At 60.5% G+C, this 18,875-nt stretch carries 18 protein-coding genes and 2 pseudogenes; 12 read left to right on the forward strand and 8 right to left on the reverse strand.

Features of this window, described 5'->3' with window-relative positions; genetic code table 11:
• Window positions 1–11: 11 nt before the first annotated feature.
• From AC1DIH_RS09025 to AC1DIH_RS09040, 4 genes are read left to right on the forward strand one after another with little or no spacing between them, the layout of a single operon-like run.
• Entirely contained in the window at window positions 12–446 is a 435-nt protein-coding gene (locus AC1DIH_RS09025; RefSeq protein ID WP_216744024.1) for a DUF4426 domain-containing protein, read from the forward strand.
• Window positions 443–1,039 carry an RdgB/HAM1 family non-canonical purine NTP pyrophosphatase gene (gene rdgB, locus AC1DIH_RS09030; RefSeq protein ID WP_477771432.1) on the forward strand — a complete coding sequence of 199 codons (597 nt, stop codon included), beginning with the start codon at window positions 443–445 and terminating at the stop codon, window positions 1,037–1,039. The genes AC1DIH_RS09025 and rdgB overlap by 4 nt, the downstream gene beginning before the upstream one ends.
• Complete coding sequence (hemW, locus tag AC1DIH_RS09035) at window positions 1,036–2,238, forward strand: radical SAM family heme chaperone HemW (RefSeq protein ID WP_477771433.1); 1,203 nt, start codon at window positions 1,036–1,038, stop codon at window positions 2,236–2,238. Before rdgB ends, hemW begins: the two co-directional genes overlap by 4 nt.
• A gap of 9 nt (window positions 2,239–2,247) precedes the next feature.
• Window positions 2,248–2,571 carry a DUF3392 domain-containing protein gene (locus AC1DIH_RS09040; protein ID WP_054594469.1) on the forward strand — a complete coding sequence of 108 codons (324 nt, stop codon included), beginning with the start codon at window positions 2,248–2,250 and terminating at the stop codon, window positions 2,569–2,571.
• 132 nt (window positions 2,572–2,703) lie between these two features.
• Here the strand turns inward: AC1DIH_RS09040 and trmB are convergent, their stop codons facing one another.
• The 4 genes from trmB to AC1DIH_RS09060 all read right to left on the reverse strand — a co-directional run bounded on the left by trmB (window position 2,704) and on the right by AC1DIH_RS09060 (window position 4,960).
• Window positions 2,704–3,429 carry a tRNA (guanosine(46)-N7)-methyltransferase TrmB gene (trmB, locus tag AC1DIH_RS09045; RefSeq protein WP_054594470.1) on the reverse strand — a complete coding sequence of 242 codons (726 nt, stop codon included), beginning with the start codon at window positions 3,427–3,429 and terminating at the stop codon, window positions 2,704–2,706.
• 9 nt (window positions 3,430–3,438) lie between these two features.
• Window positions 3,439–4,233, reverse strand: coding sequence for a thiazole synthase (locus AC1DIH_RS09050; RefSeq protein ID WP_427531908.1), 795 nt, complete (start codon window positions 4,231–4,233; stop codon window positions 3,439–3,441).
• A 64-nt stretch (window positions 4,234–4,297) separates the two neighbouring features.
• Window positions 4,298–4,498, reverse strand: a complete 201-nt coding sequence (gene thiS, locus AC1DIH_RS09055; protein ID WP_177474842.1) for a sulfur carrier protein ThiS — start codon at window positions 4,496–4,498, stop codon at window positions 4,298–4,300.
• A 90-nt stretch (window positions 4,499–4,588) separates the two neighbouring features.
• Window positions 4,589–4,960, reverse strand: coding sequence for a DUF423 domain-containing protein (locus tag AC1DIH_RS09060; protein ID WP_477771434.1), 372 nt, complete (start codon window positions 4,958–4,960; stop codon window positions 4,589–4,591).
• A 74-nt stretch (window positions 4,961–5,034) separates the two neighbouring features.
• Here AC1DIH_RS09060 and mtgA point away from each other — a divergent pair, with 74 nt between their 5' ends.
• Window positions 5,035–5,757 (forward strand): monofunctional biosynthetic peptidoglycan transglycosylase, encoded by a 723-nt coding sequence (gene mtgA, locus AC1DIH_RS09065; protein WP_477771435.1) that lies wholly within the window; start codon window positions 5,035–5,037, stop codon window positions 5,755–5,757.
• A 205-nt stretch (window positions 5,758–5,962) separates the two neighbouring features.
• Here the strand turns inward: mtgA and rpoH are convergent, their stop codons facing one another.
• From rpoH to ftsY, 4 genes are all read right to left on the reverse strand, one after another.
• Entirely contained in the window at window positions 5,963–6,817 is an 855-nt protein-coding gene (rpoH, locus tag AC1DIH_RS09070) for an RNA polymerase sigma factor RpoH (RefSeq protein WP_019694095.1), read from the reverse strand.
• A 113-nt stretch (window positions 6,818–6,930) separates the two neighbouring features.
• Window positions 6,931–7,953 carry a permease-like cell division protein FtsX gene (gene ftsX, locus AC1DIH_RS09075; RefSeq protein ID WP_427531900.1) on the reverse strand — a complete coding sequence of 341 codons (1,023 nt, stop codon included), beginning with the start codon at window positions 7,951–7,953 and terminating at the stop codon, window positions 6,931–6,933.
• The gene (gene ftsE, locus AC1DIH_RS09080) at window positions 7,950–8,621 is read right to left on the reverse strand and encodes a cell division ATP-binding protein FtsE (protein ID WP_019694097.1); all 672 of its coding nucleotides are present in this window, start codon (window positions 8,619–8,621) and stop codon (window positions 7,950–7,952) included. Before ftsE ends, ftsX begins: the two co-directional genes overlap by 4 nt.
• On the reverse strand, window positions 8,621–10,168 hold the full coding sequence (ftsY, locus tag AC1DIH_RS09085) for a signal recognition particle-docking protein FtsY (RefSeq protein WP_477771436.1): 1,548 nt from the start codon (window positions 10,166–10,168) through the stop codon (window positions 8,621–8,623). Before ftsY ends, ftsE begins: the two co-directional genes overlap by 1 nt.
• Window positions 10,169–10,510: 342 nt before the next feature.
• Between ftsY and AC1DIH_RS09090 the strand changes: the two genes are divergently transcribed.
• The 7 genes and pseudogenes from AC1DIH_RS09090 (at window position 10,511) to AC1DIH_RS09120 (ending at window position 18,788) form a co-directional block, all read left to right on the forward strand.
• Entirely contained in the window at window positions 10,511–11,872 is a 1,362-nt protein-coding gene (locus AC1DIH_RS09090; protein ID WP_477771437.1) for a M16 family metallopeptidase, read from the forward strand.
• Window positions 11,865–13,355 carry a M16 family metallopeptidase gene (locus tag AC1DIH_RS09095; protein WP_477771438.1) on the forward strand — a complete coding sequence of 497 codons (1,491 nt, stop codon included), beginning with the start codon at window positions 11,865–11,867 and terminating at the stop codon, window positions 13,353–13,355. The genes AC1DIH_RS09090 and AC1DIH_RS09095 overlap by 8 nt, the downstream gene beginning before the upstream one ends.
• Window positions 13,355–13,972, forward strand: coding sequence for a 16S rRNA (guanine(966)-N(2))-methyltransferase RsmD (rsmD, locus tag AC1DIH_RS09100; protein WP_427543922.1), 618 nt, complete (start codon window positions 13,355–13,357; stop codon window positions 13,970–13,972). The genes AC1DIH_RS09095 and rsmD overlap by 1 nt, the downstream gene beginning before the upstream one ends.
• 147 nt (window positions 13,973–14,119) lie before the next feature.
• Window positions 14,120–15,421, forward strand: a pseudogene (locus AC1DIH_RS09105) (M16 family metallopeptidase); the annotation flags it as partial.
• A gap of 24 nt (window positions 15,422–15,445) precedes the next feature.
• Window positions 15,446–16,801: pseudogene (locus AC1DIH_RS09110) on the forward strand (M16 family metallopeptidase); the annotation flags it as partial.
• A 153-nt stretch (window positions 16,802–16,954) separates the two neighbouring features.
• Window positions 16,955–17,953, forward strand: coding sequence for a hydrolase (locus AC1DIH_RS09115; protein WP_477771439.1), 999 nt, complete (start codon window positions 16,955–16,957; stop codon window positions 17,951–17,953).
• Between the two features lie 4 nt (window positions 17,954–17,957).
• Window positions 17,958–18,788, forward strand: coding sequence for an AraC family transcriptional regulator (locus AC1DIH_RS09120; RefSeq protein ID WP_477771440.1), 831 nt, complete (start codon window positions 17,958–17,960; stop codon window positions 18,786–18,788).
• The last annotated feature ends 87 nt before the right edge of the window (window positions 18,789–18,875 follow it).

An 18,875-nucleotide genomic window follows, 5' to 3' on the forward strand; every position in this document is an offset into this window, starting at 1 on the left:
GGAGAGCGATCATGGGTCGTCTAGCCCTGTTTCTATTAACTGCCTGCCTGAGCGTCAGCGCCATGGCCGCCGAACCGATCAAAGGCGAACGTCAGGAAACCTTCGGTGACGTGACGGTGCACTACAACACCTTCAATTCCACCTACCTGACGCCGGATATCGCCAAAAACGCCGAACTGGTCCGCAGCAAGAATCAGGGTGTGATCAATGTGTCGGTGATCAAGGCCAACAAACCGGTCATCGCCCAGGTCAGTGGCACGGTGAAAGACCTGACCAGTAAAAGCATCCCGCTGAAGTTCAAACAGATCACCGAAACCGGGGCCGTCTACTACATCGCCCAGTTCCCGGTGGATCAGCAGGAAGTCCGCACCTTCGAAATCAATGTGCAAACCGGCGACAAGATCAACACCATCAATTTCAACCAAGAGCTCTTCCCCGGCGAATGATCAATTTCACGCAACTCGTATTGGCCAGCCATAACGCCGGCAAACTCAAAGAACTCCAGGCCATGCTCGGCGAATCGGTGCGCCTGCGCTCGATTGGCGAGTTCAGCAGCGTCGAGCCTGAAGAAACCGGCCTGTCGTTCGTCGAAAACGCCATCCTCAAGGCCCGCAATGCCTCGCGCATTTCCGGTTTGCCGGCACTGGCCGATGATTCGGGGCTGGCGGTGGACTTCCTCGGCGGTGCGCCGGGTATCTACTCGGCGCGCTATGCCGACGGCCAGGGCGACGCGGCGAACAACGCCAAGCTGCTCGACATACTGAAAGACGTCCCTGAAGCCGAACGCGGTGCGCAGTTTGTGTGCGTGCTGGCGCTGGTGCGCCACGCCGATGATCCGCTGCCGATTCTCTGCGAAGGCCTGTGGCACGGGCGCATCCTGACCGAAGCCAGCGGCGAACACGGTTTTGGCTACGACCCGCTGTTCTGGGTGCCGGAGCGCGAGTGCTCCAGTGCAGAATTGAGCCCGGCCGAGAAAAACCAGCTCAGCCACCGCGCCCGTGCAATGGATTTGCTGCGCCAACGCCTGAGCCTGAAATGACCCACGACTCGTCCGCGTCGCCGCTGATCTACGGCGGCGCGCAATCGCCTCGGGCGGCCCTGCCAGTGCTGCCGCCCTTGGCGCTGTACATCCATATTCCGTGGTGCGTCCGCAAATGCCCTTATTGCGACTTCAACTCCCACACCGCAAGCCCCGTGCTGCCGGAAGAAGAGTATGTCGATGCCCTGCTGGCTGACCTCGACCAAGACCTGCATGCGGTTTACGGCCGCGAGCTGAGCTCGATCTTCTTCGGCGGCGGCACACCGAGCCTGTTCAGCGCGCAAGCGTTGGGCCGTTTGCTCAAAGGTGTGGAGCAGCGAATCCCGTTTGCCAGCGATATCGAAATCACCCTGGAAGCCAACCCCGGGACCTTCGAACAGGAAAAGTTTGTCGCTTACCGCGCCTTGGGCATCAATCGCCTGTCGATCGGTATCCAGAGCTTCCAGCAAGAGAAACTCAAGGCCCTGGGACGGATCCACAACGGCGATGAAGCGATTCGCGCTGCCGGCATGGCCCGACAGGCCGGGTTCGACAACTTCAACCTGGACCTGATGCACGGCTTGCCCGATCAGTCGCTGGAAGACGCTTTGGACGACCTGCGTCAGGCCATCGCGCTGAAGCCGACCCATTTGTCCTGGTATCAGCTGACGCTGGAACCGAACACGGTGTTCTGGAACCAGCCGCCAACCCTGCCGGAAGATGACACCCTGTGGGACATTCAAGAGGCCGGCCAGGCGCTGCTGGCCGAACACGGTTACGCTCAATACGAAGTGTCGGCCTATGCTCAACCTGGTCGCCCGGCGCGGCATAACCTCAATTACTGGAGTTTTGGCGACTTCATCGGCATCGGCGCCGGGGCTCACGGCAAGCTCAGCCATCCGGACGGACGCATTGTCCGCACCTGGAAGACTCGCCTGCCGAAGGACTACCTCAACCCGGCAAAAAGCTTTCAGGCGGGTGAGAAAGCCCTGACCAACGAAGAGCTGCCGTTCGAGTTCCTGATGAATGCCCTGCGCCTGACCGAGGGTGTCGAGGCGCGCCTGTATCCAGAGCGCACCGGACTGACACTGGAAAGCCTTGCCGAAGGTCGCCGCGAGGCCGAACAAAGTGGCTTGTTGCAGGTCGAACCGTCACGTCTGGCGGCGACGATGCGCGGACAACTATTCCTCAATGACTTGCTGCAGAATTTTCTGACTTAAGGAAATCGAATGGATTTGGTACTCGATCTGCTTGCCACCGTATCCCGCTGGAGCCGTAGCAACCTGTCGGAAATCGCCCTGGCGCTGGTGGGCTGCCTGCTGGTGCTGTTTGGCGCCGATATCAAAGGCTGGATCGATCAACGCCTGGGCAGCATCGCCGGCGCCTTGCGCGTCCCGCTGATGGCCCTGGTGTGCATGATCGGCAGCGGCGCCGCACTGATCTACGCCACGCCGTGGATCGTTCGCGGCCTGAGCCAGTTCAACAACTACAGCCTGGCGCCGGTGTTGCTGGTGGTGCTGGTGTTGATCGGCGTCGTCGCCGACCGCCGCTGATTCCAGCTACAACCGAAAACAACTGTGGGAGCGAGCCTGCTCGCGATGACGGCCTGACAGTCAACCTGGATGTTGAATGTTATGGCCTCATCGCGAGCAGGCTCGCTCCCACAGTTTGTATTGCGTTATGGCTTAGGATTGTTTTTCGAACTTCAAATCCCACACGCCGTGCCCAAGACGTTCGCCGCGGCGTTCGAACTTGGTGATCGGGCGCTCGGCCGGGCGTGGCACGCACTTGCCGTCTTCGGCGAGGTTGCGGTAGCCCGGCGCGACGTTCATCACTTCCAGCATGTATTCGGCATACGGTTCCCAGTCGGTGGCCATGTGCAGCACACCGCCGACTTTCAACTTGCTGCGTACCAGTTCCGCGAACGACGCCTGAACGATGCGACGCTTGTGGTGACGGCTCTTGTGCCATGGGTCCGGGAAAAACAGCATCAGGCGATCGAGGCTGTTATCGGCCACGCAACGGTTGAGCACTTCGATTGCATCGCAATCGTAGACCCGCAGGTTGGTCAGGCCTTGAGTCAGCACGCCATTGAGCAACGCGCCGACACCTGGACGGTGTACTTCAACGCCAATGAAATCCTGATCCGGCGAAGCCGCGGCCATTTCCAGCAGCGAATGGCCCATGCCGAAACCGATTTCCAGCGAGCGCGGTGCCGAGCGCCCGAACACCTGGTCAAAATCCACCGGCGCGTCGGCCAGCGGCAGGACGAACAGCGGCGTGCCCTGGTCCAGGCCGCGCTGCTGGCCTTCGGTCATGCGCCCGGCGCGCATCACGAAACTCTTGATGCGGCGGTGTTGGCGCTCTTCGCCTGCTTCCGTCTGGATAGGCGTGTCGTTCGATTCAGTCATCAATGGCTCTTACTTGATCAGACCATCCAGCGGCGAGGAAGCGCTGGCATAGAGTTTTTTCGGCATGCGTCCGGCGAGGTACGCCAGACGACCTGCAACAATGGCGTGCTTCATGGCTTCAGCCATCATGATCGGCTGTTGGGCGTGGGCGATGGCCGAGTTCATCAGCACCGCTTCGCAACCCAGTTCCATGGCAATGGTGGCGTCGGATGCAGTACCGACACCAGCGTCCACCAACACCGGGATCTTGGCTTCTTCGAGGATGATCTGCAGGTTGTACGGGTTGCAGATCCCCAGGCCCGTGCCAATCAGACCGGCCAGCGGCATGACGGCGATGCAGCCGATTTCCGCCAGTTGACGGGCAATGATCGGGTCATCGCTGGTGTAGACCATCACGTCGAAACCTTCCTTGACCAGCACTTCGGCGGCCTTGAGGGTTTCGATCACGTTAGGGAACAGGGTTTTCTGGTCCGCCAACACTTCCAGCTTCACCAGATTGTGGCCGCCGAGCAGCTCACGGGCCAGGCGGCAGGTGCGCACGGCCTCGGTAGCGTCGAAGCACCCGGCGGTGTTCGGCAGGAAGGTGTAGCGATCCGGCGACAGGACTTCGAGCAGGTTCGGTTCGCCCGCGTTCTGGCCGAGGTTGGTGCGGCGCACGGCGAAGGTGACGATCTCGGCACCCGAGGCTTCGATGGCCAGGCGGGTTTCTTCCATGTCGCGGTACTTGCCGGTACCTACCAGCAAACGCGACTGGTAAGTACGACCGGCCAGGACGAAAGGCTTGTCGCTGCGAACGTTGCTCATCGGAAATCCTCTGTTGGGGTGAGGTTCTTGCAGAATGCTGTGATTGCTCGGTAATCCGAAAGGTCTAGCCGCCGCCGATGGCGTGTACGACCTCTACGGAATCGCCTTCCTTGAGAGCAGTTTCCGTGTGCTGGCTGCGCGGGACGATATCCAGATTGAGTTCGACCGCCACCCGGCGTCCGGTCAGTTCCAGTCGGGTCAGCAGGGCCGCAACGGTTTCACCGTCGGGCAGTTCAAGGGATTCGCCGTTCAACTGAATGCGCATGCCGGATGCCGCCATCATTTTTAGGGGCCAGCATTCTAGCCCGATCAGTCAGGTCGACCCAAGCCATTCGTCTTGAAACGGACTCTTAAGTCAGCTAAGGCGCCAGGCGGCTATCCCAAGGCACAGCCAGCCCACAAGGAACGCCAATCCGCCGAACGGCGTCACGATGCCCAGCTTGCTGACGCCGGTCAGGGTCAGCAGGTACAGGCTGCCGGAAAACAACAGGATGCCGATGGCAAATGATACGCCTGCCCAGGTGATCAAACGCCCGGGAATCTGCGCGGCCAGCAGTGCTACGCCCAACAGCGCCAGGGTGTGCACCAGTTGGTAGGTGACGCCGGTGTGGAAAATCGCCAGGTATTCGGCACTCAGGCGGGCTTTCAGGCCATGAGCGGCAAACGCGCCCAGGCCCACGCCGGTGAAACCGAAGAAAGCGGCCAGCATCAGAAAGCCACGCAGCATGAGGAACTCCAGTCAGAATCATCGGGCAGGGTCTGTATAATGGCCCGCTCGACGGGTTCGGCCAAGCCATCTCTATGCTGCGTTTATTGTTCCGCCGTTTCACAAAAGCCCTGCTCTGGTTCGCCTGTGGCAGCGTGTTGCTGGTGCTGGTGTTTCGCGTCGTTCCGCCTCCGGGGACCGCGCTGATGGTCGAGCGCAAGATCGAATCCTGGGTTGATGGCGAGCCTATCGACGTGCAGCGCAACTGGCAGCCGTGGGAAAACATTTCCGATGACCTGAAGGTCGCGGTGATGGCTGGCGAAGACCAGAAATTCCCCGAGCACTGGGGTTTCGACTTCGGCGCGATTCAGGCCGCACTGGCCCACAACGAACTCGGCGGCTCGATCCGCGGCGCCAGCACGTTGAGCCAGCAAGTGTCGAAGAACCTGTTCCTGTGGTCCGGCCGCAGTTGGCTGCGCAAAGGGCTGGAAGCCTGGTTTACCGGTCTGATCGAAGTGTTCTGGCCCAAGCAGCGGATTCTTGAGGTGTACCTCAACAGCGTGGAATGGGATGACGGCGTGTTTGGCGCCGAAGCGGCTGCCCGCCATCACTTTGGCGTGAGCGCCCGGTCGCTGAGCCGTCAGCAGGCCAGTTTGCTGGCCGCGGTACTGCCAAACCCGCGAGTCTGGAGCGCCGGCCATCCGAGCCCTTATGTATTGCGCCGCGCGAGCTGGATTCGGCAGCAAATGAGCCAGTTGGGCGGGGATAGCTACCTGACCGGGATCAATTCTTCGCGCCGTGCGCCGTGGAACCAGTAACCGATCACAATTCCAGCAGCACTGAAGATCCAATGTGGGAGCGAGCCTGCTCGCGATGACGGTTGATCATTTGACATCGATATCGACTGATCCGACGCTTTCGCGAGCAGGCTCGCTCCCACAGGGGCCGGTTCGAGGCAGGATTATTGGGCACAAACAAAAACGCCCCGATCAATGATCGGGGCGTTTTTTATTGCGTTACCGCTTAAGCAGCAATCGACAGCTTGAGCTTGTTCATCGCGCTCTTCTCGAGCTGGCGAATACGCTCGGCCGACACGTTGTACTTCTGCGCCAGGTCGTGCAGCGTGGCTTTTTCTTCTGCCAGCCAACGCTGGTAGAGGATGTCACGGCTGCGGTCGTCCAGCACTTCCAGCGCTTCGTGCAGGTTGTGGGTGGAGTTGTCGGTCCAGTCGGCATCTTCCAGTTGACGGGCCGGGTCGTACCGGTGGTCTTCCAGATAGTTGGCCGGCGACTGGAAAGCGCTGTCGTCGTCCGCTTCGGCGGCCGGGTCGAAGGCCATGTCATGGCCGGTCAGGCGGCTTTCCATCTCGCGAACTTCCCGCGGCTCTACGCCAAGGCTTTCAGCTACGCGATGGACTTCCTCATTGTTCAGCCACGCCAGACGCTTTTTCTGGCTGCGCAGGTTGAAGAACAGTTTGCGCTGGGCCTTGGTCGTGGCGACCTTGACGATGCGCCAGTTGCGCAGGATGAATTCGTGGATTTCAGCCTTGATCCAGTGCACAGCAAAGGACACCAGGCGCACGCCCATTTCCGGGTTGAAACGCTTGACCGCTTTCATCAGGCCAACGTTGCCTTCCTGAATCAGGTCAGCCTGGGCCAGGCCGTAGCCGGAATAGCTACGGGCAATATGTACAACAAAACGCAGGTGGGCGAGCACCATCTGCCGAGCCGCCCCCAAATCCTGCTCATAGTAGAGACTCTCGGCCAGTTCACGCTCCTGCTCCGGCGTCAGCAATGGAATGCTGTTCACCGTATGCACATAAGCCTCCAGGTTCGCGCCTGGGACCAGAGCATAAGCAGGTTGCAAAGAAGTGGTCATACGAAAAAACCTCCGACTCACATAACTCGTGCAGTTCAGCACTGCGAAAAGTTGACCGGGAACCGAAGGACAAGTTCCCCTATACGCTGAAAGGTCATACAAGCAATAAGACACTACTTCGGTGCGAGCTCTCTCAAATGGCGCGCTACCGCAATCCATGCACCGATATACCCCAACAGCACTGCGCCTAGCAAGAGTGACAGCCCATCGGCAACCGGGACCCCGGCCAACGCGAAATTACTGCCATACAAGCCGGCCAGCCCAACCACTGCATCGTTCAGCCAGTTCAGGCCAAACGCCAGAACACCCCAGGACAGAATCCCCGCACCGAAGCCATAGAGCGCGCCCATGTACAGAAAAGGCCTGCGCACATAACTGTCAGTGCCGCCGACGAGTTTAATCACTTCTATCTCTGTGCGGCGGTTTTCAATATGAAGACGAATGGTATTGCCTATCACCAAAAGTAATGCTGAAACCAGCAACACGGTCAGGCCGAAGACAAACCGCTCGCCCAGCTTGAGGATGGCCGCCAAACGCTCGACCCAGACTAGATCAAGTTGCGCCTGTTGTACCTTCGGCAATTCGGAAAGTTTTTGTCTTAATGCTTCAAGGGTCGCCTTGTCGACTTCCTTCGGCGTGACCAGCACCACACCTGGCAACGGGTTCTGCGGCAGCTCCTTGAGCGCCTCGCCCAGACCGGACTGCTGCTGGAACTCGTCCAGCGCCTGTTCACGGCTGATGTATTCGGCATCGGCCACACCCGGCATGCCTTTGATCTGCTCGCGCAGTTGCTCGCCTTCGTTGGCGCTGGCATCGATCTGCAGGTACAGCGAGATCTGTGCCGCACGCTGCCAGGAGCCCCCCAGACGTTCGACGTTGTTCAACAGCAACGACAAGCCCATCGGCAAACTCAGGGCAACCGCCATCACCAGGCAGGTGAAGAAGCTGCCGATGGGCTGCTTGCCCAGACGCCGCAGGCTGTCCAGCAGACTGGCGCGGTGACTTTCAATCCAGGCGCGCAGCAAGGTGCTGAAGTCCGGACCATCGTCTTCGTCGCGCTTTTTCTTCTGTGGCTGCGGATCGGCGGCCTTCGGGGCCACGCGTTCGGAAACCTTCGGACTGCGTGTTGCACTCATACCCCGGCCTCCCCGTCGCCGATCAATCGGCCACGTTGCAAGGTCAGCATGCGATGTCGCATGCGGGCGATCAGCGCCAGATCGTGACTGGCGATCAGCACGCTGGTGCCCAGACGATTGATGTCTTCGAAGACACCCATGATTTCTGCCGCCAGACGCGGGTCGAGGTTACCGGTCGGCTCATCCGCCAGCAGCAAGGCCGGGCGATGGACGATGGCGCGGGCAATGCCGACGCGCTGTTGCTGACCGGTGGACAGATCACCTGGATAGAGGTCGGTCTTGTCCGAGAGTGCAACGCGCTCCAGGGCCGAATCCACGCGCTTGGCGATTTCAGCCTTGGACAAGCCAAGAATCTGCAACGGCAAGGCGACGTTGTTGAACACCGTACGATCGAACAACAACTGGTGGTTCTGGAACACCACGCCAATCTGCCGACGCAGGTACGGGATCTGCGCGTTGCTGATGGTCGCCAGGTCCTGCCCGGCCAGCAGCAGTTTGCCGGTGGTCGGACGTTCCATCGCGAGCAACAGCCGCAGCAAGGTACTTTTACCGGCGCCGGAGTGGCCGGTGACAAACAAGAATTCGCCCCGACGGACTCGAAAGCTCAGCTCATGCAAGCCGACGTGACCGTTCGGATAGCGCTTACCGACCTGTTCGAAACGAATCATTAACGCTCCCGTTCGGCAAACAATGCCTGGACAAAGGGTTCTGCTTCAAAGGTACGCAAATCATCGATGCCTTCACCGACACCGATGTAGCGAATCGGCAGACCAAACTGCTTGGCCAGGGCGAAAATCACCCCGCCCTTGGCCGTGCCATCGAGTTTGGTCAGGGCCAGGCCGGTCAGTTCGACCGTCTGGTTGAATTGCTTGGCCTGGTTGATGGCGTTCTGGCCAGTACCGGCGTCGAGCACCAGCAGCACCTCATGCGGCGCATCGGCATCGAGCTTGCTGATGACCCGGCGAACCTTTTTCAGTTCTTCCATCAGGTTGTCTTTGGTGTGCAGGCGACCGGCGGTGTCAGCGATCAACACGTCAATGCCACGGGCCTTGGCGGCCTGCACGGCATCGAAGATAACCGAAGCCGAGTCGGCACCGGTGTGCTGGGCGATCACCGGAATCTTGTTGCGCTCGCCCCAGACCTGCAATTGCTCGACCGCCGCGGCGCGGAAGGTGTCACCCGCCGCGAGCATGACTTTCTTGCCTTCGAGTTGCAGCTTCTTCGCCAACTTGCCAATGGTGGTGGTTTTGCCGGCGCCGTTGACGCCGACCACCAGAATCACGAACGGCTTGTTCTGCGAGGTGATTTTCAGCGGCTGCTCGACAGGCTTGAGCATGGTGGCAAGCTCGGCCTGCAAGGATTTGTACAGCGCATCGGCGTCGGCCAACTGCTTGCGCGCGACCTTCTGGGTCAGGCTCTGGATGATCACCGATGTCGCTTCGACACCAACGTCAGCGGTCAGCAGGCGGGTTTCGATGTCCTCGAGCAATTCGTCATCGATGGTCTTCTTGCCGAGGAACAGGCTGGCCATGCCCTCGCCGATGCTGGCGCTGGTTTTCGACAGGCCTTGCTTGAGGCGGGCAAAGAAGCCGGCTTTGGTTTCTTCGGTGCGAGCCTGTTCGGCCGCAACCGGAGCCGCAACCGGTGCAACCGGCGCTGGCGCTGGCGGCGTTAGCGGTGCCGCGACAACGGGTGCCGGCGCTGGGGCAGGCACAGGTTCTGGCGCCACAAATGCCGCAATCACCGGCTGAGGCAGATCAGGCTCATCAACTATCAGCTGTTCAGCCGCCGGATTGATGACCGGGACCGGCTCGACCACCAGCAGCTCTACCGCTTGCTGGACCACTGTCGGCGCAGGAATCGGTGGCGTGACATGCGGCGCGAGCTCGTTTTCGACCAGGGCCACCGGTTCTTCAGCCACCGGCAGCGTCAACCACGGCTTGTGTACGACTTCCGGCGCGCGCGGCACTTCAGCCACTGGCGCAGGCGCTGGCTCGACAACCGGCTGCACTACCGGCTCGGCTATCGGCGATTCGACGGCGATCGGCGCTTGCGCAACGGGCGCAGCTTCTATTACCGGCTCAGGCGTAACCTCTGGAAGTGGCTGTGGCTGTTCGACGGCGGGTGCCTGCGGTTTTTTGCGCAGCCATCCGAACAGGCTTTTCTTCTCGCCAGCCGCAGCTGGGGTCTTCTTGTCGTCGTTGGAACCAAACATGGAGGACGGCTATCTCACGGTAGCGACGCGCCAATGGCGCCTCGGCAAATAAATATTCGATGCAGAACAGACTGCGTTTCACCCAGCTTGTTCACGCGCAACATTTTGTCGAAGTGCTCAACAGCACCTCAAGGATCGATTTTACGAAGGACTGAACTGGCAAAATCGGCGAAAAAGCGGAGTTTAGCTGATAAACAGAGGCTTTCCGCCGTGAACCCATACAACCTGATCAAGCACAAAAGCCTGATAGACGTGGCCGCCAGTAAAACGGATCAGTATCCTAGCACCCTCTAGCCCGCCGACGCTAAGACCAAGCGGGCAGCCCAACAGGTTAAAAAACGAATGAATGCTCTAGCCCGCCGCGCTGCAGGCCTGCTGCTCAGCACAGTTTGTCTGCCCCTTTCAGCTTTGGCTGCCGCCCCCCAACCGACCCACGAATTCACCCTCGACAACGGCCTCAAGGTCGTCGTGCGCGAGGACCATCGGGCCCCCGTGGTGGTTTCCCAGATCTGGTACAAGGTTGGCTCCAGCTACGAAACCCCGGGCCAGACCGGTCTGTCCCACGCCCTGGAACACATGATGTTCAAGGGCAGCGAGAAAGTCGGCCCCGGCGAAGCGTCGTTGATCCTGCGCGACCTCGGCGCCGAAGAGAACGCCTTCACCAGCGACGACTACACCGCGTACTACCAGGTGCTGGCCCGTGACCGCCTGGGCGTGGCCTTTGAACTGGAAGCCGACCGCATGGCCAACCTGCGCCTGCCGGCCGACGAGTTCAGCCGCGAGATCGAAGTGATCAAGGAAGAGCGCCGCATGCGCACCGACGACAAGCCGATGGCCAAGGCTTACGAGCGCTTCAAGGCCATGGCCTACCCGGCCAGCGGCTACCACACGCCGACCATCGGCTGGATGGCCGACCTGGACCGCATGAAGGTCGAAGAACTGCGCCACTGGTACAAATCCTGGTACGTGCCAAACAACGCCACGCTGGTAGTGGTCGGTGACGTAACCCCGGACGAAGTCAAAGCCCTGGCGCAACGCTACTTCGGGCCGATCCCGAAGCGCGACGTACCGCCAGCTAAGATTCCGCTGGAGCTGGCCGAGCCCGGCGAGCGCCAGATCACCCTGCATGTACAGACGCAGTTGCCAAGCCTGATGCTGGCCTTCAACGTGCCGAGCATCGCCACCGCGCAAGACAAACGCTCGGTCAATGCCCTGCGGTTGATCGCGGCATTGCTTGATGGCGGCTACAGCGCACGCATCTCGGCACAACTGGAGCGCGGCGAAGAACTGGTCTCCGGCGGTTCGTCGGGCTACGACGCCTACACCCGCGGTGACAGTCTGTTTACCTTGTCGGCAACGCCGAACACCCAGAAACACAAAACCATGGCCCAGGTCGAAGCCGGTCTGTGGAAACTGCTCGATCAGCTGAAAACCACCGCGCCATCGGCTGATGAGGTTGAACGCGTACGCGCGCAAGTGATCGCCGGCCTGGTCTACCAGCGCGACTCGATCACCAGCCAGGCCACTGCCATTGGTCAGCTGGAAACCGTCGGTCTGTCGTGGAAGTTGATGGACACCGAACTCGCCGAGCTGCAAAGCGTGACACCGGAAGACATCCAGAAAGCCGCCCGCACCTATTTCACTCGCGAACGTCTCAGCGTTGCGCATGTACTGCCACTGCCCGAGGAAACCGCTCATGAGTGAGAGTAAAAAACCACGCCTGGCCCTGATCGGCCTGGTACTCGTCGCACTGGCCGCTTCGCTCGGCTTTTACTTCAGCCGTTCGACCGACACCCATGCCAGCGAAGCCCTCGACCAGGCCAAGGCCAGCAAAAAGCTGCAATCACTGGCCGAACTCGACGGTAAAGCGCCGAGCCACCGCACGCTGGACGTGCAAACCTGGAAAACCGCAGAAGGCTCCAAGGTGTTGTTCGTTGCAGCCCCGGAACTGCCGATGTTCGACATGCGCCTGATCTTCGCCGCCGGCAGCAGTCAGGACGGTGATACGCCAGGGCTGGCCGTGCTGACCAATGCCATGCTCAACGAAGGCATCGCCGGCAAAGATGTCGGCAAGATCGCCGAAGGTTTCGAAAGCCTGGGCGCCGACTTCGGCAACGGCGCTTACAAGGACATGGCCGTCGCCTCGCTGCGCAGCCTGAGTGCAGTGGATAAACGCGAACCGGCGTTGAAGCTGTTCGCTGAAGTCGTTGGCAAGCCGACGCTCCCGACTGACTCACTGGCGCGGATCAAGAACCAGTTGCTCGCCGGCTTCGAATACCAGAAGCAGAACCCCGGCAAACTGGCGAACCTGGAGCTGATGAAGCGCCTGTATGGCAACCATCCTTACGCGCACTCAAGCGACGGAAACGCGCAAAGTGTCCCACCGATTAGCGTGGCGCAACTGCGGGCCTTCCACGAGAAAGCCTATGCCGCGGGCAACGTGGTGATTGCACTGGTGGGCGACTTGTCGCGCAGCGAAGCCGAAGCGATTGCCGAACAGATTTCCGCCGCACTGCCAAAGGGCCCGGCGCTGGCGAAAATCGAACAACCGGTTGAACCGAAAGCCAGCATCGGTCACATCGAGTTTCCGTCCAAGCAAACCAACCTGATGCTCGCGCAACTGGGCATCGACCGTAGCGATCCGGACTATGCGGCTGTCTCCCTGGGCAACCAGATCCTCGGCGGCGGTGGCTTCGGCACCCGACTGATGAGCGAAGTCCGTGAAAAACGCGGCCTGACCTATGGCGTCTACTCCGGATTCACCCCAATGCAGGTCCGCGGCCCGTTCATGGTCAACCTGCAAACCCGCGCCGAAATGAGCGAAGGCACGCTCAAACTGGTGCAGGACGTGCTCGCCGACTACTTGAAAACCGGCCCCACCCAGAAAGAACTCGACGACGCCAAGCGTGAACTGGCCGGCAGCTTCCCGCTGTCCAACGCCAGCAACGCCGATATCGTCGGCCAACTGGGCGCCATGGGCTTCTACGACTTGCCGCTGAGTTACCTTGAAGACTTCATGCGGCAGTCGCAAAGCCTGACCGTCGAGCAGGTCACCGCGGCAATGAACAAACACCTGAGCACGGACAAAATGGTCATCGTTTCTGCTGGCCCGACCGTGCCGCAAAAGCCGTTACCGGCCCCCACTGACAAACCATCCGAGCAGCCGCTCGGGGTTCCGGAGCATTAATGGCCAGTCCATCGCGTCCTAAAAAACCAGTTCATAACGTGCACAACGGCGTGAACCAATTGCGCATCATCGGCGGCGAATGGCGCAGCCGGCGCCTGAGCTTCCCGGACGCTCCGGGCCTGCGCCCGACGCCCGACCGCGTGCGTGAAACCCTGTTCAACTGGCTCGCACCGTATGTTGCCGGGGCCAAAGTGCTCGACCCGTTTGCCGGCAGCGGCGCGTTGTTCCTTGAAGCGCTGTCCCGTGGCGCCGCCATGGGCCAGGCGCTGGATGCCAGCAGCCTGGCGGTTTCCAGCCTGAAAGAGCATTTGGGAACGCTGCGTTGCACCGTCGGCCAGGTGCAAACCGCCGATGCCTTGCGCTACCTGGAAACCCAGCCAGCGATCGCCTACGACCTGGTGTTCCTCGACCCACCGTTCAACCAGAACCTGTTGCCCGCCGTTTGCACGCTGCTTGAAGAACGCCAATGGCTCGCCGACAACGCGTGGATCTACACTGAAAGTGAAACCGCGCCATCAACCCTCGGTCTGCCAGCGGGCTGGCGCCTGCACCGGGAGCAAAAGTCCGGGCGGGTCTACTACGCGTTGTGGCAGCGAAGCACTGAACTAAATTCTTAAAGGAATCGCCTAGACGGGCGAACCGCCTGCTCGGGGCGCCCTCCCGTTTTTTCAAACAGCAACATACCCGGTTTGCTTAGTTCTTTTCCTTTAGTTCATTGTGAACTTGCGAAACAAATCGCATGGACGCAAAGGACTATTAACGGAATGAACGCATTAACTAACGAGATAACTTCCAGTTCAACTACCGAGTTCACACTCGATAACGGCCTCAAGGTCATCGTGCGCGAGGATCATCGGGCACCGGTGGTCGCTTCCCAGGTCTGGTACAAGGTCGGTGCCAGCTACGAGCCTCCGGGTCAGACCGGCTTGTCCCACGCCCTGGAACACATGATGTTCATGGGCAGCAAAAAAGTCGGCCCAGGCAAACTCTTGCCGCTTCTGCGCGAGCTCGGTACCAAATTCAACGCCTTCACCAGCAGCGACTCCACCGCGTACTACCAAACGCTGGCGCGGGATCGTCTGGGCGTGGCCTTCGAACTGGAAGCGGACCGCATGGCCAATCTGCTTCTGCCGGCCGACGAGTTCGCCCGGGAGATCGAAGTCATCAAGGAAGAACGTCGCCAGACCACCGATGACAAACCACTGGCCAATGCCTACGAACGCTTCAAGGCCATGGCCTACCCGACCAGCGGTTATCACACGCCGACCATCGGCTGGATGGCGGACCTCGACCGGATGAAGGTCGAAGAACTGCGCCACTGGTATCAGTCCTGGTATGCACCGAACAACGCCACGCTGGTGGTGGTCGGCGACGTGACCCCGAACGAAGTCAAAACCCTGGCCCAGCGCTACTTCGGCCCGATCGCCAGACGCAATGTGCCGGCCGCGAAAAGACCGCTGGAACTGGCAAGGCCCGGTGAACGCCAGATCACGCTGCACGTGAAGACCCAAGTGCCCAGCCTGATGCTGACCTTCAACGTGCCGAGCATTGCCACCGCCAAAGACAAACGCTCTGTGAATGCCTTGCGCCTGATTTCGGCCCTGCTCGGCGACGGCCACAGCGCGCGCATCCCGACGCAACTGCAACGCGATGAAGAGCTGGTGTCCGACGGTTCGTCGAGCTATAGCGCCTACACCCGGGGCGACAGCCTGTTCCTCCTGTCGGCAACACCCAACAGCCATAAAAACAAAACCATCGCCCAGGCCGAAGCCGGTTTGTGGAGGCTACTGGACCAGCTGAAAACCACTCCGCCAACCACTGAAGAACTGGGACGCGTACGCGCGCAGGTCATCGCCGAGCTGGTTTACGAGCGTGACTCGATCACCAGCCAGGCCAGAGCTATTGGCCGACTGGAAACCTTCGGTCTGTCGTGGAAACTGATGGACACCGAACTGGCCGAACTGGAAAGTGTAACGCCAGAAGACATCCAGAAAGCCGCCAGGCTGTATTTCACCCGCGAGCGGCTCAGCGTCGCCCACGTACTGCCAACGGAGGCAAATAAAGAGGATGGGGATGAGTCCGGCGACGGTGAAGTGCCAGACAAGGAAAACTCCAGCCAGATGCTGCAATCGCTGACTGAGCTCGACGGCAAGGCACCCAGTCACCGCACGCTTGATATCCAGACCTGGAACACCGCCGAAGGCGCCAAGGTGTTGTTCGCCGAAGCCCGAGGGTTACCGATGTTCGATGTGCGGCTGACCTTCGCTGCCGGCAGCAGCCGGGATGGAGACACTCCGGGTCTGGCAATGCTGACAAACCTGATGCTCAACGAAGGTGTTGCCGGCAGGGATGCCAACGCTATTGCCCAAGGTTTCGAAAGCCTGGGCGCACAGTATGTCCCCGGCACTGATCTGGATACGGCGCAGGTATCCCTGCGCAGCCTTAGCGCCAAGGACAAACGCGATCCGGCATTGACGCTCTTCACCGAAGTCGTAGGCAAGCCGACCTTCCCTGACGACTCGTATGCACGCCTGAGCAATCAGACCCTCGCCGCTTTCGAAGATCAGAAGCGTGACCCCGGCAAACTGGCGAGCCTTGAGTTGATGAACCGTTTGTATGGTGATCATCCGTACGCGCACGCCAGCGATGGCACGGCGCAAGCCATTCCGTCCGTGACCCCGGCACAGCTGCGCGCATTTCATGAAAAAGCCTACACGGCCGGCAACGTGGTGATCGCCTTGGTGGGCGACTTGTCCCGTGCCGAAGCCGAAGCCATTGCCGCGAAGGTATCCGCTAGCCTGCCCAAAGGCCCGGCCCTGGCGAAAATCCCGCAACCGATAGAACCCAAGGCCAGCATCAGCCACATCGAATTCCCATCGAAACAGACCACTCTGATGCTCGCGCAGCTGGGCATCGACCGTGACAATCCAGACTACGCGGCACTGTCCATGGGCAACCAGATCCTTGGCGGCGGTTTCGGCACTCGACTGATGAGCGAAGTCCGCGAGAAACGTGGCCTGACGTACGGCGTGGTTTCGGCCTTCACCCCAATGCAGGCACGCGGAACGTTCATGATCAAGCTGCAGACCCGCGCCGAAATGAGCGAAGGCACTCTGAAACTGGTAAAGGACTTACTCGACGACTACCTCAAAACCGGTCCGACCGAAAAAGAACTTGAGGATGCCAAACGTGAGTTGGCCGGCAGCTTCCCGCAATCCACTGCCAGCAACTCACAAATCGTCTCGAAACTGGCGTCTATCGGTTTTTATAACCTGCCGTTGAATCACTTGGACGACTTCATGCAGCAGTCTCAGCGTCTAACCGTCGAGCAAGTCAAAACCGCATTGAAAAAACACCTGAGCATGGACAAATTGGTCATCATCAGCGCGGGACCGATCGTCCTGCAAAAGCCATTGCCAGAGCCTACCGGCAAACCTGCCAGGTAATTGCCAATCCGTCAGGCGACTATCAAAGCATCGGAAAGCAGAAAACCGAGCAACTCTGTTGTTCGTTGTGGCAACGTATGGCGAAGATTGCCGGTTAACCGACTATTCTGAAAAGGTGCGCACAGGTTGCGCACCGTTGCATTGAGAGCCATCGTGTTTTTTCCGCCTGAACGCTTCACCCCTGCCTTCGGCCTTGGCAACCCGCACTTGCAAACCTTGTGGGGACCGCTGTGGCGCAAAACCACGCACATCGAACGCGAGCGCGAACGCTTGTGGCTCGAGGATGGCGACTTTCTTGACCTGGACTGGCACGGGCCGCACAGCGCCGATGCGCCCTTGGTGCTGGTGTTGCACGGTTTGACCGGTTCTTCGAACTCGCCCTATGTCGCCGGCCTGCAAAAAGCCCTGTTCGCCCAAGGCTGGGCCAGCGTGGCGCTGAACTGGCGCGGCTGTTCGGGCGAACCGAATCTGTTGCCGCGCAGCTATCACTCCGGCGCCAGCGAAGACCTCGCGGCGGCGATCAACCACCTTCGAGCCACCCGCCCGTCGGCGCCGCTGTATGCCGTCGGCTATTCGCTGGGCGGCAACGTGCTGCTCAAGCACCTGGGGGAAACCGGCAGCGACAGTCAGTTGCAGGCTGCGGTGGCGGTCTCGGTACCCTTTCGCCTGGACCAATGCGCCGACCGCATCGGCCAGGGATTTTCGAAGATCTATCAAGCGCACTTCATGCGCGAAATGCTCGCCTACATCAAGACCAAGCAACAGAAGTTCCTGCACGACGGCCACCATGAGGGCCTGGAGACCCTGGCCAGACTGGGGTCACTGGAGAACCTGCGCACTTTCTGGGATTTCGATGGCCGGGTGACTGCGCCACTGAACGGCTTCAAGGACGCGCATGACTATTATCGCCGCGCCTCCAGCCGTTATTTTCTCGGTGAAATCCGCACGCCGACCCTGATCATTCAAGCGGCCGACGATCCTTTCGTGTTTCTCCACAGCCTGCCGCACGCCAGCGAGCTATCGGACTGCACGCAGTTCGAATTGCAGGCCAAGGGTGGGCATGTCGGTTTTGTCGACGGTACGTTCCGCAACCCCGGTTACTACCTGGAGCGGCGTATCCCGCGCTGGCTGACCAACGCAGGTCGCGAGTAAGGTCATGGGGGCCAATCCGGGCGAGTCGATCCACTTCTGGCAAACGGCCCCATTGGCCGGCGTCGAGCTACTGTCTGCGCGCTACATCGAACAGCGCTTCGTCCCTCATGTACACGACGGTTTTGTCATCGGCATCATCATGGCCGGCGCTCAACGCTACCGCTACCGTGGCGCCGAACATCTGGCCGGCAGCGGGACGCTGGTGGTGATCAATCCGGACGAATTGCACACTGGCCACAAAGGGACGGACAACGGCTGGTTGTACCGGGCGTTCTATCCCGACAACCGGCAAATCCTTTCGTTGCTCAGCGAACTCGAGCTGCCTGACCACGACTTGCCGGCCTTTGGGGCGACGCTGTATCGCGACCCGGACCTGGTGAGTGGCCTCTGCCAACTGCACCGTTTGCTGGAGAGTCCTGCCAGTGCGCTGCAACAGCAGACCGCGTGGCGGGAAATGATGCTGGCGTTGCTGCAACGTCACGCCGCAGTGGCAACGCCCGGTCAACCCGGCCAGGAACATCGGGCCATCGCCCGGGCCAAGGAACTGATGCACGCGCAGCTCGCTGCACCGCCCTCCCTGGAAGAACTGGCCGCTGCGGTGAGCCTTTCGCCCTTCCACTTCGCCCGAGTGTTTCGCTACGCCACCGGCATGCCGCCGCACGCCTGGCTGATGCAGCAGCGTATCGCCCAGGCCCGTGCGTTATTACAGGAAGGCTGCCTGCCGCTGGACGTTGCCGCCCGGCTCGGCTTTGCCGACCAGAGTCATCTGAGCCGGCAGTTCAAGAAGGTTTACGGCGTAGGGCCGGGGGCTTATCGCAGTGCCCGACTGCTTTGAATCTCAAAGCCCAATACCCATGTGGGAGCGAGCCTGCTCCGGGCGGCGCTCCGACGATGAGGCCGTCAGACTCAACAACGATGTTGA

The organism is Pseudomonas sp. 05N36 (genome assembly GCF_056397385.1).

Excerpts from the sequence above, each read along its gene's own strand:
- rpoH (WP_019694095.1), bottom strand. The coding sequence starts at position 6,817 with ATGACCACTTCTTTGCAACCTGCTTATGCTCTGGTCCCAGGCGCGAAC.
- AC1DIH_RS09025 (WP_216744024.1), top strand. The coding sequence starts at position 12 with ATGGGTCGTCTAGCCCTGTTTCTATTAACTGCCTGCCTGAGCGTCAGC.
- AC1DIH_RS09095 (WP_477771438.1), top strand. The coding sequence starts at position 11,865 with ATGAGTGAGAGTAAAAAACCACGCCTGGCCCTGATCGGCCTGGTACTC.
- AC1DIH_RS09040 (WP_054594469.1), top strand. The coding sequence starts at position 2,248 with ATGGATTTGGTACTCGATCTGCTTGCCACCGTATCCCGCTGGAGCCGT.
- rdgB (WP_477771432.1), top strand. The coding sequence starts at position 443 with ATGATCAATTTCACGCAACTCGTATTGGCCAGCCATAACGCCGGCAAA.
- AC1DIH_RS09090 (WP_477771437.1), top strand. The coding sequence starts at position 10,511 with ATGAATGCTCTAGCCCGCCGCGCTGCAGGCCTGCTGCTCAGCACAGTT.
- trmB (WP_054594470.1), bottom strand. The coding sequence starts at position 3,429 with ATGACTGAATCGAACGACACGCCTATCCAGACGGAAGCAGGCGAAGAG.
- rsmD (WP_427543922.1), top strand. The coding sequence starts at position 13,355 with ATGGCCAGTCCATCGCGTCCTAAAAAACCAGTTCATAACGTGCACAAC.
- ftsE (WP_019694097.1), bottom strand. The coding sequence starts at position 8,621 with ATGATTCGTTTCGAACAGGTCGGTAAGCGCTATCCGAACGGTCACGTC.
- AC1DIH_RS09050 (WP_427531908.1), bottom strand. The coding sequence starts at position 4,233 with ATGAGCAACGTTCGCAGCGACAAGCCTTTCGTCCTGGCCGGTCGTACT.
- AC1DIH_RS09060 (WP_477771434.1), bottom strand. The coding sequence starts at position 4,960 with ATGCTGCGTGGCTTTCTGATGCTGGCCGCTTTCTTCGGTTTCACCGGC.
- mtgA (WP_477771435.1), top strand. The coding sequence starts at position 5,035 with ATGCTGCGTTTATTGTTCCGCCGTTTCACAAAAGCCCTGCTCTGGTTC.
- hemW (WP_477771433.1), top strand. The coding sequence starts at position 1,036 with ATGACCCACGACTCGTCCGCGTCGCCGCTGATCTACGGCGGCGCGCAA.
- thiS (WP_177474842.1), bottom strand. The coding sequence starts at position 4,498 with ATGCGCATTCAGTTGAACGGCGAATCCCTTGAACTGCCCGACGGTGAA.
- ftsY (WP_477771436.1), bottom strand. The coding sequence starts at position 10,168 with ATGTTTGGTTCCAACGACGACAAGAAGACCCCAGCTGCGGCTGGCGAG.
- ftsX (WP_427531900.1), bottom strand. The coding sequence starts at position 7,953 with ATGAGTGCAACACGCAGTCCGAAGGTTTCCGAACGCGTGGCCCCGAAG.
- AC1DIH_RS09120 (WP_477771440.1), top strand. The coding sequence starts at position 17,958 with ATGGGGGCCAATCCGGGCGAGTCGATCCACTTCTGGCAAACGGCCCCA.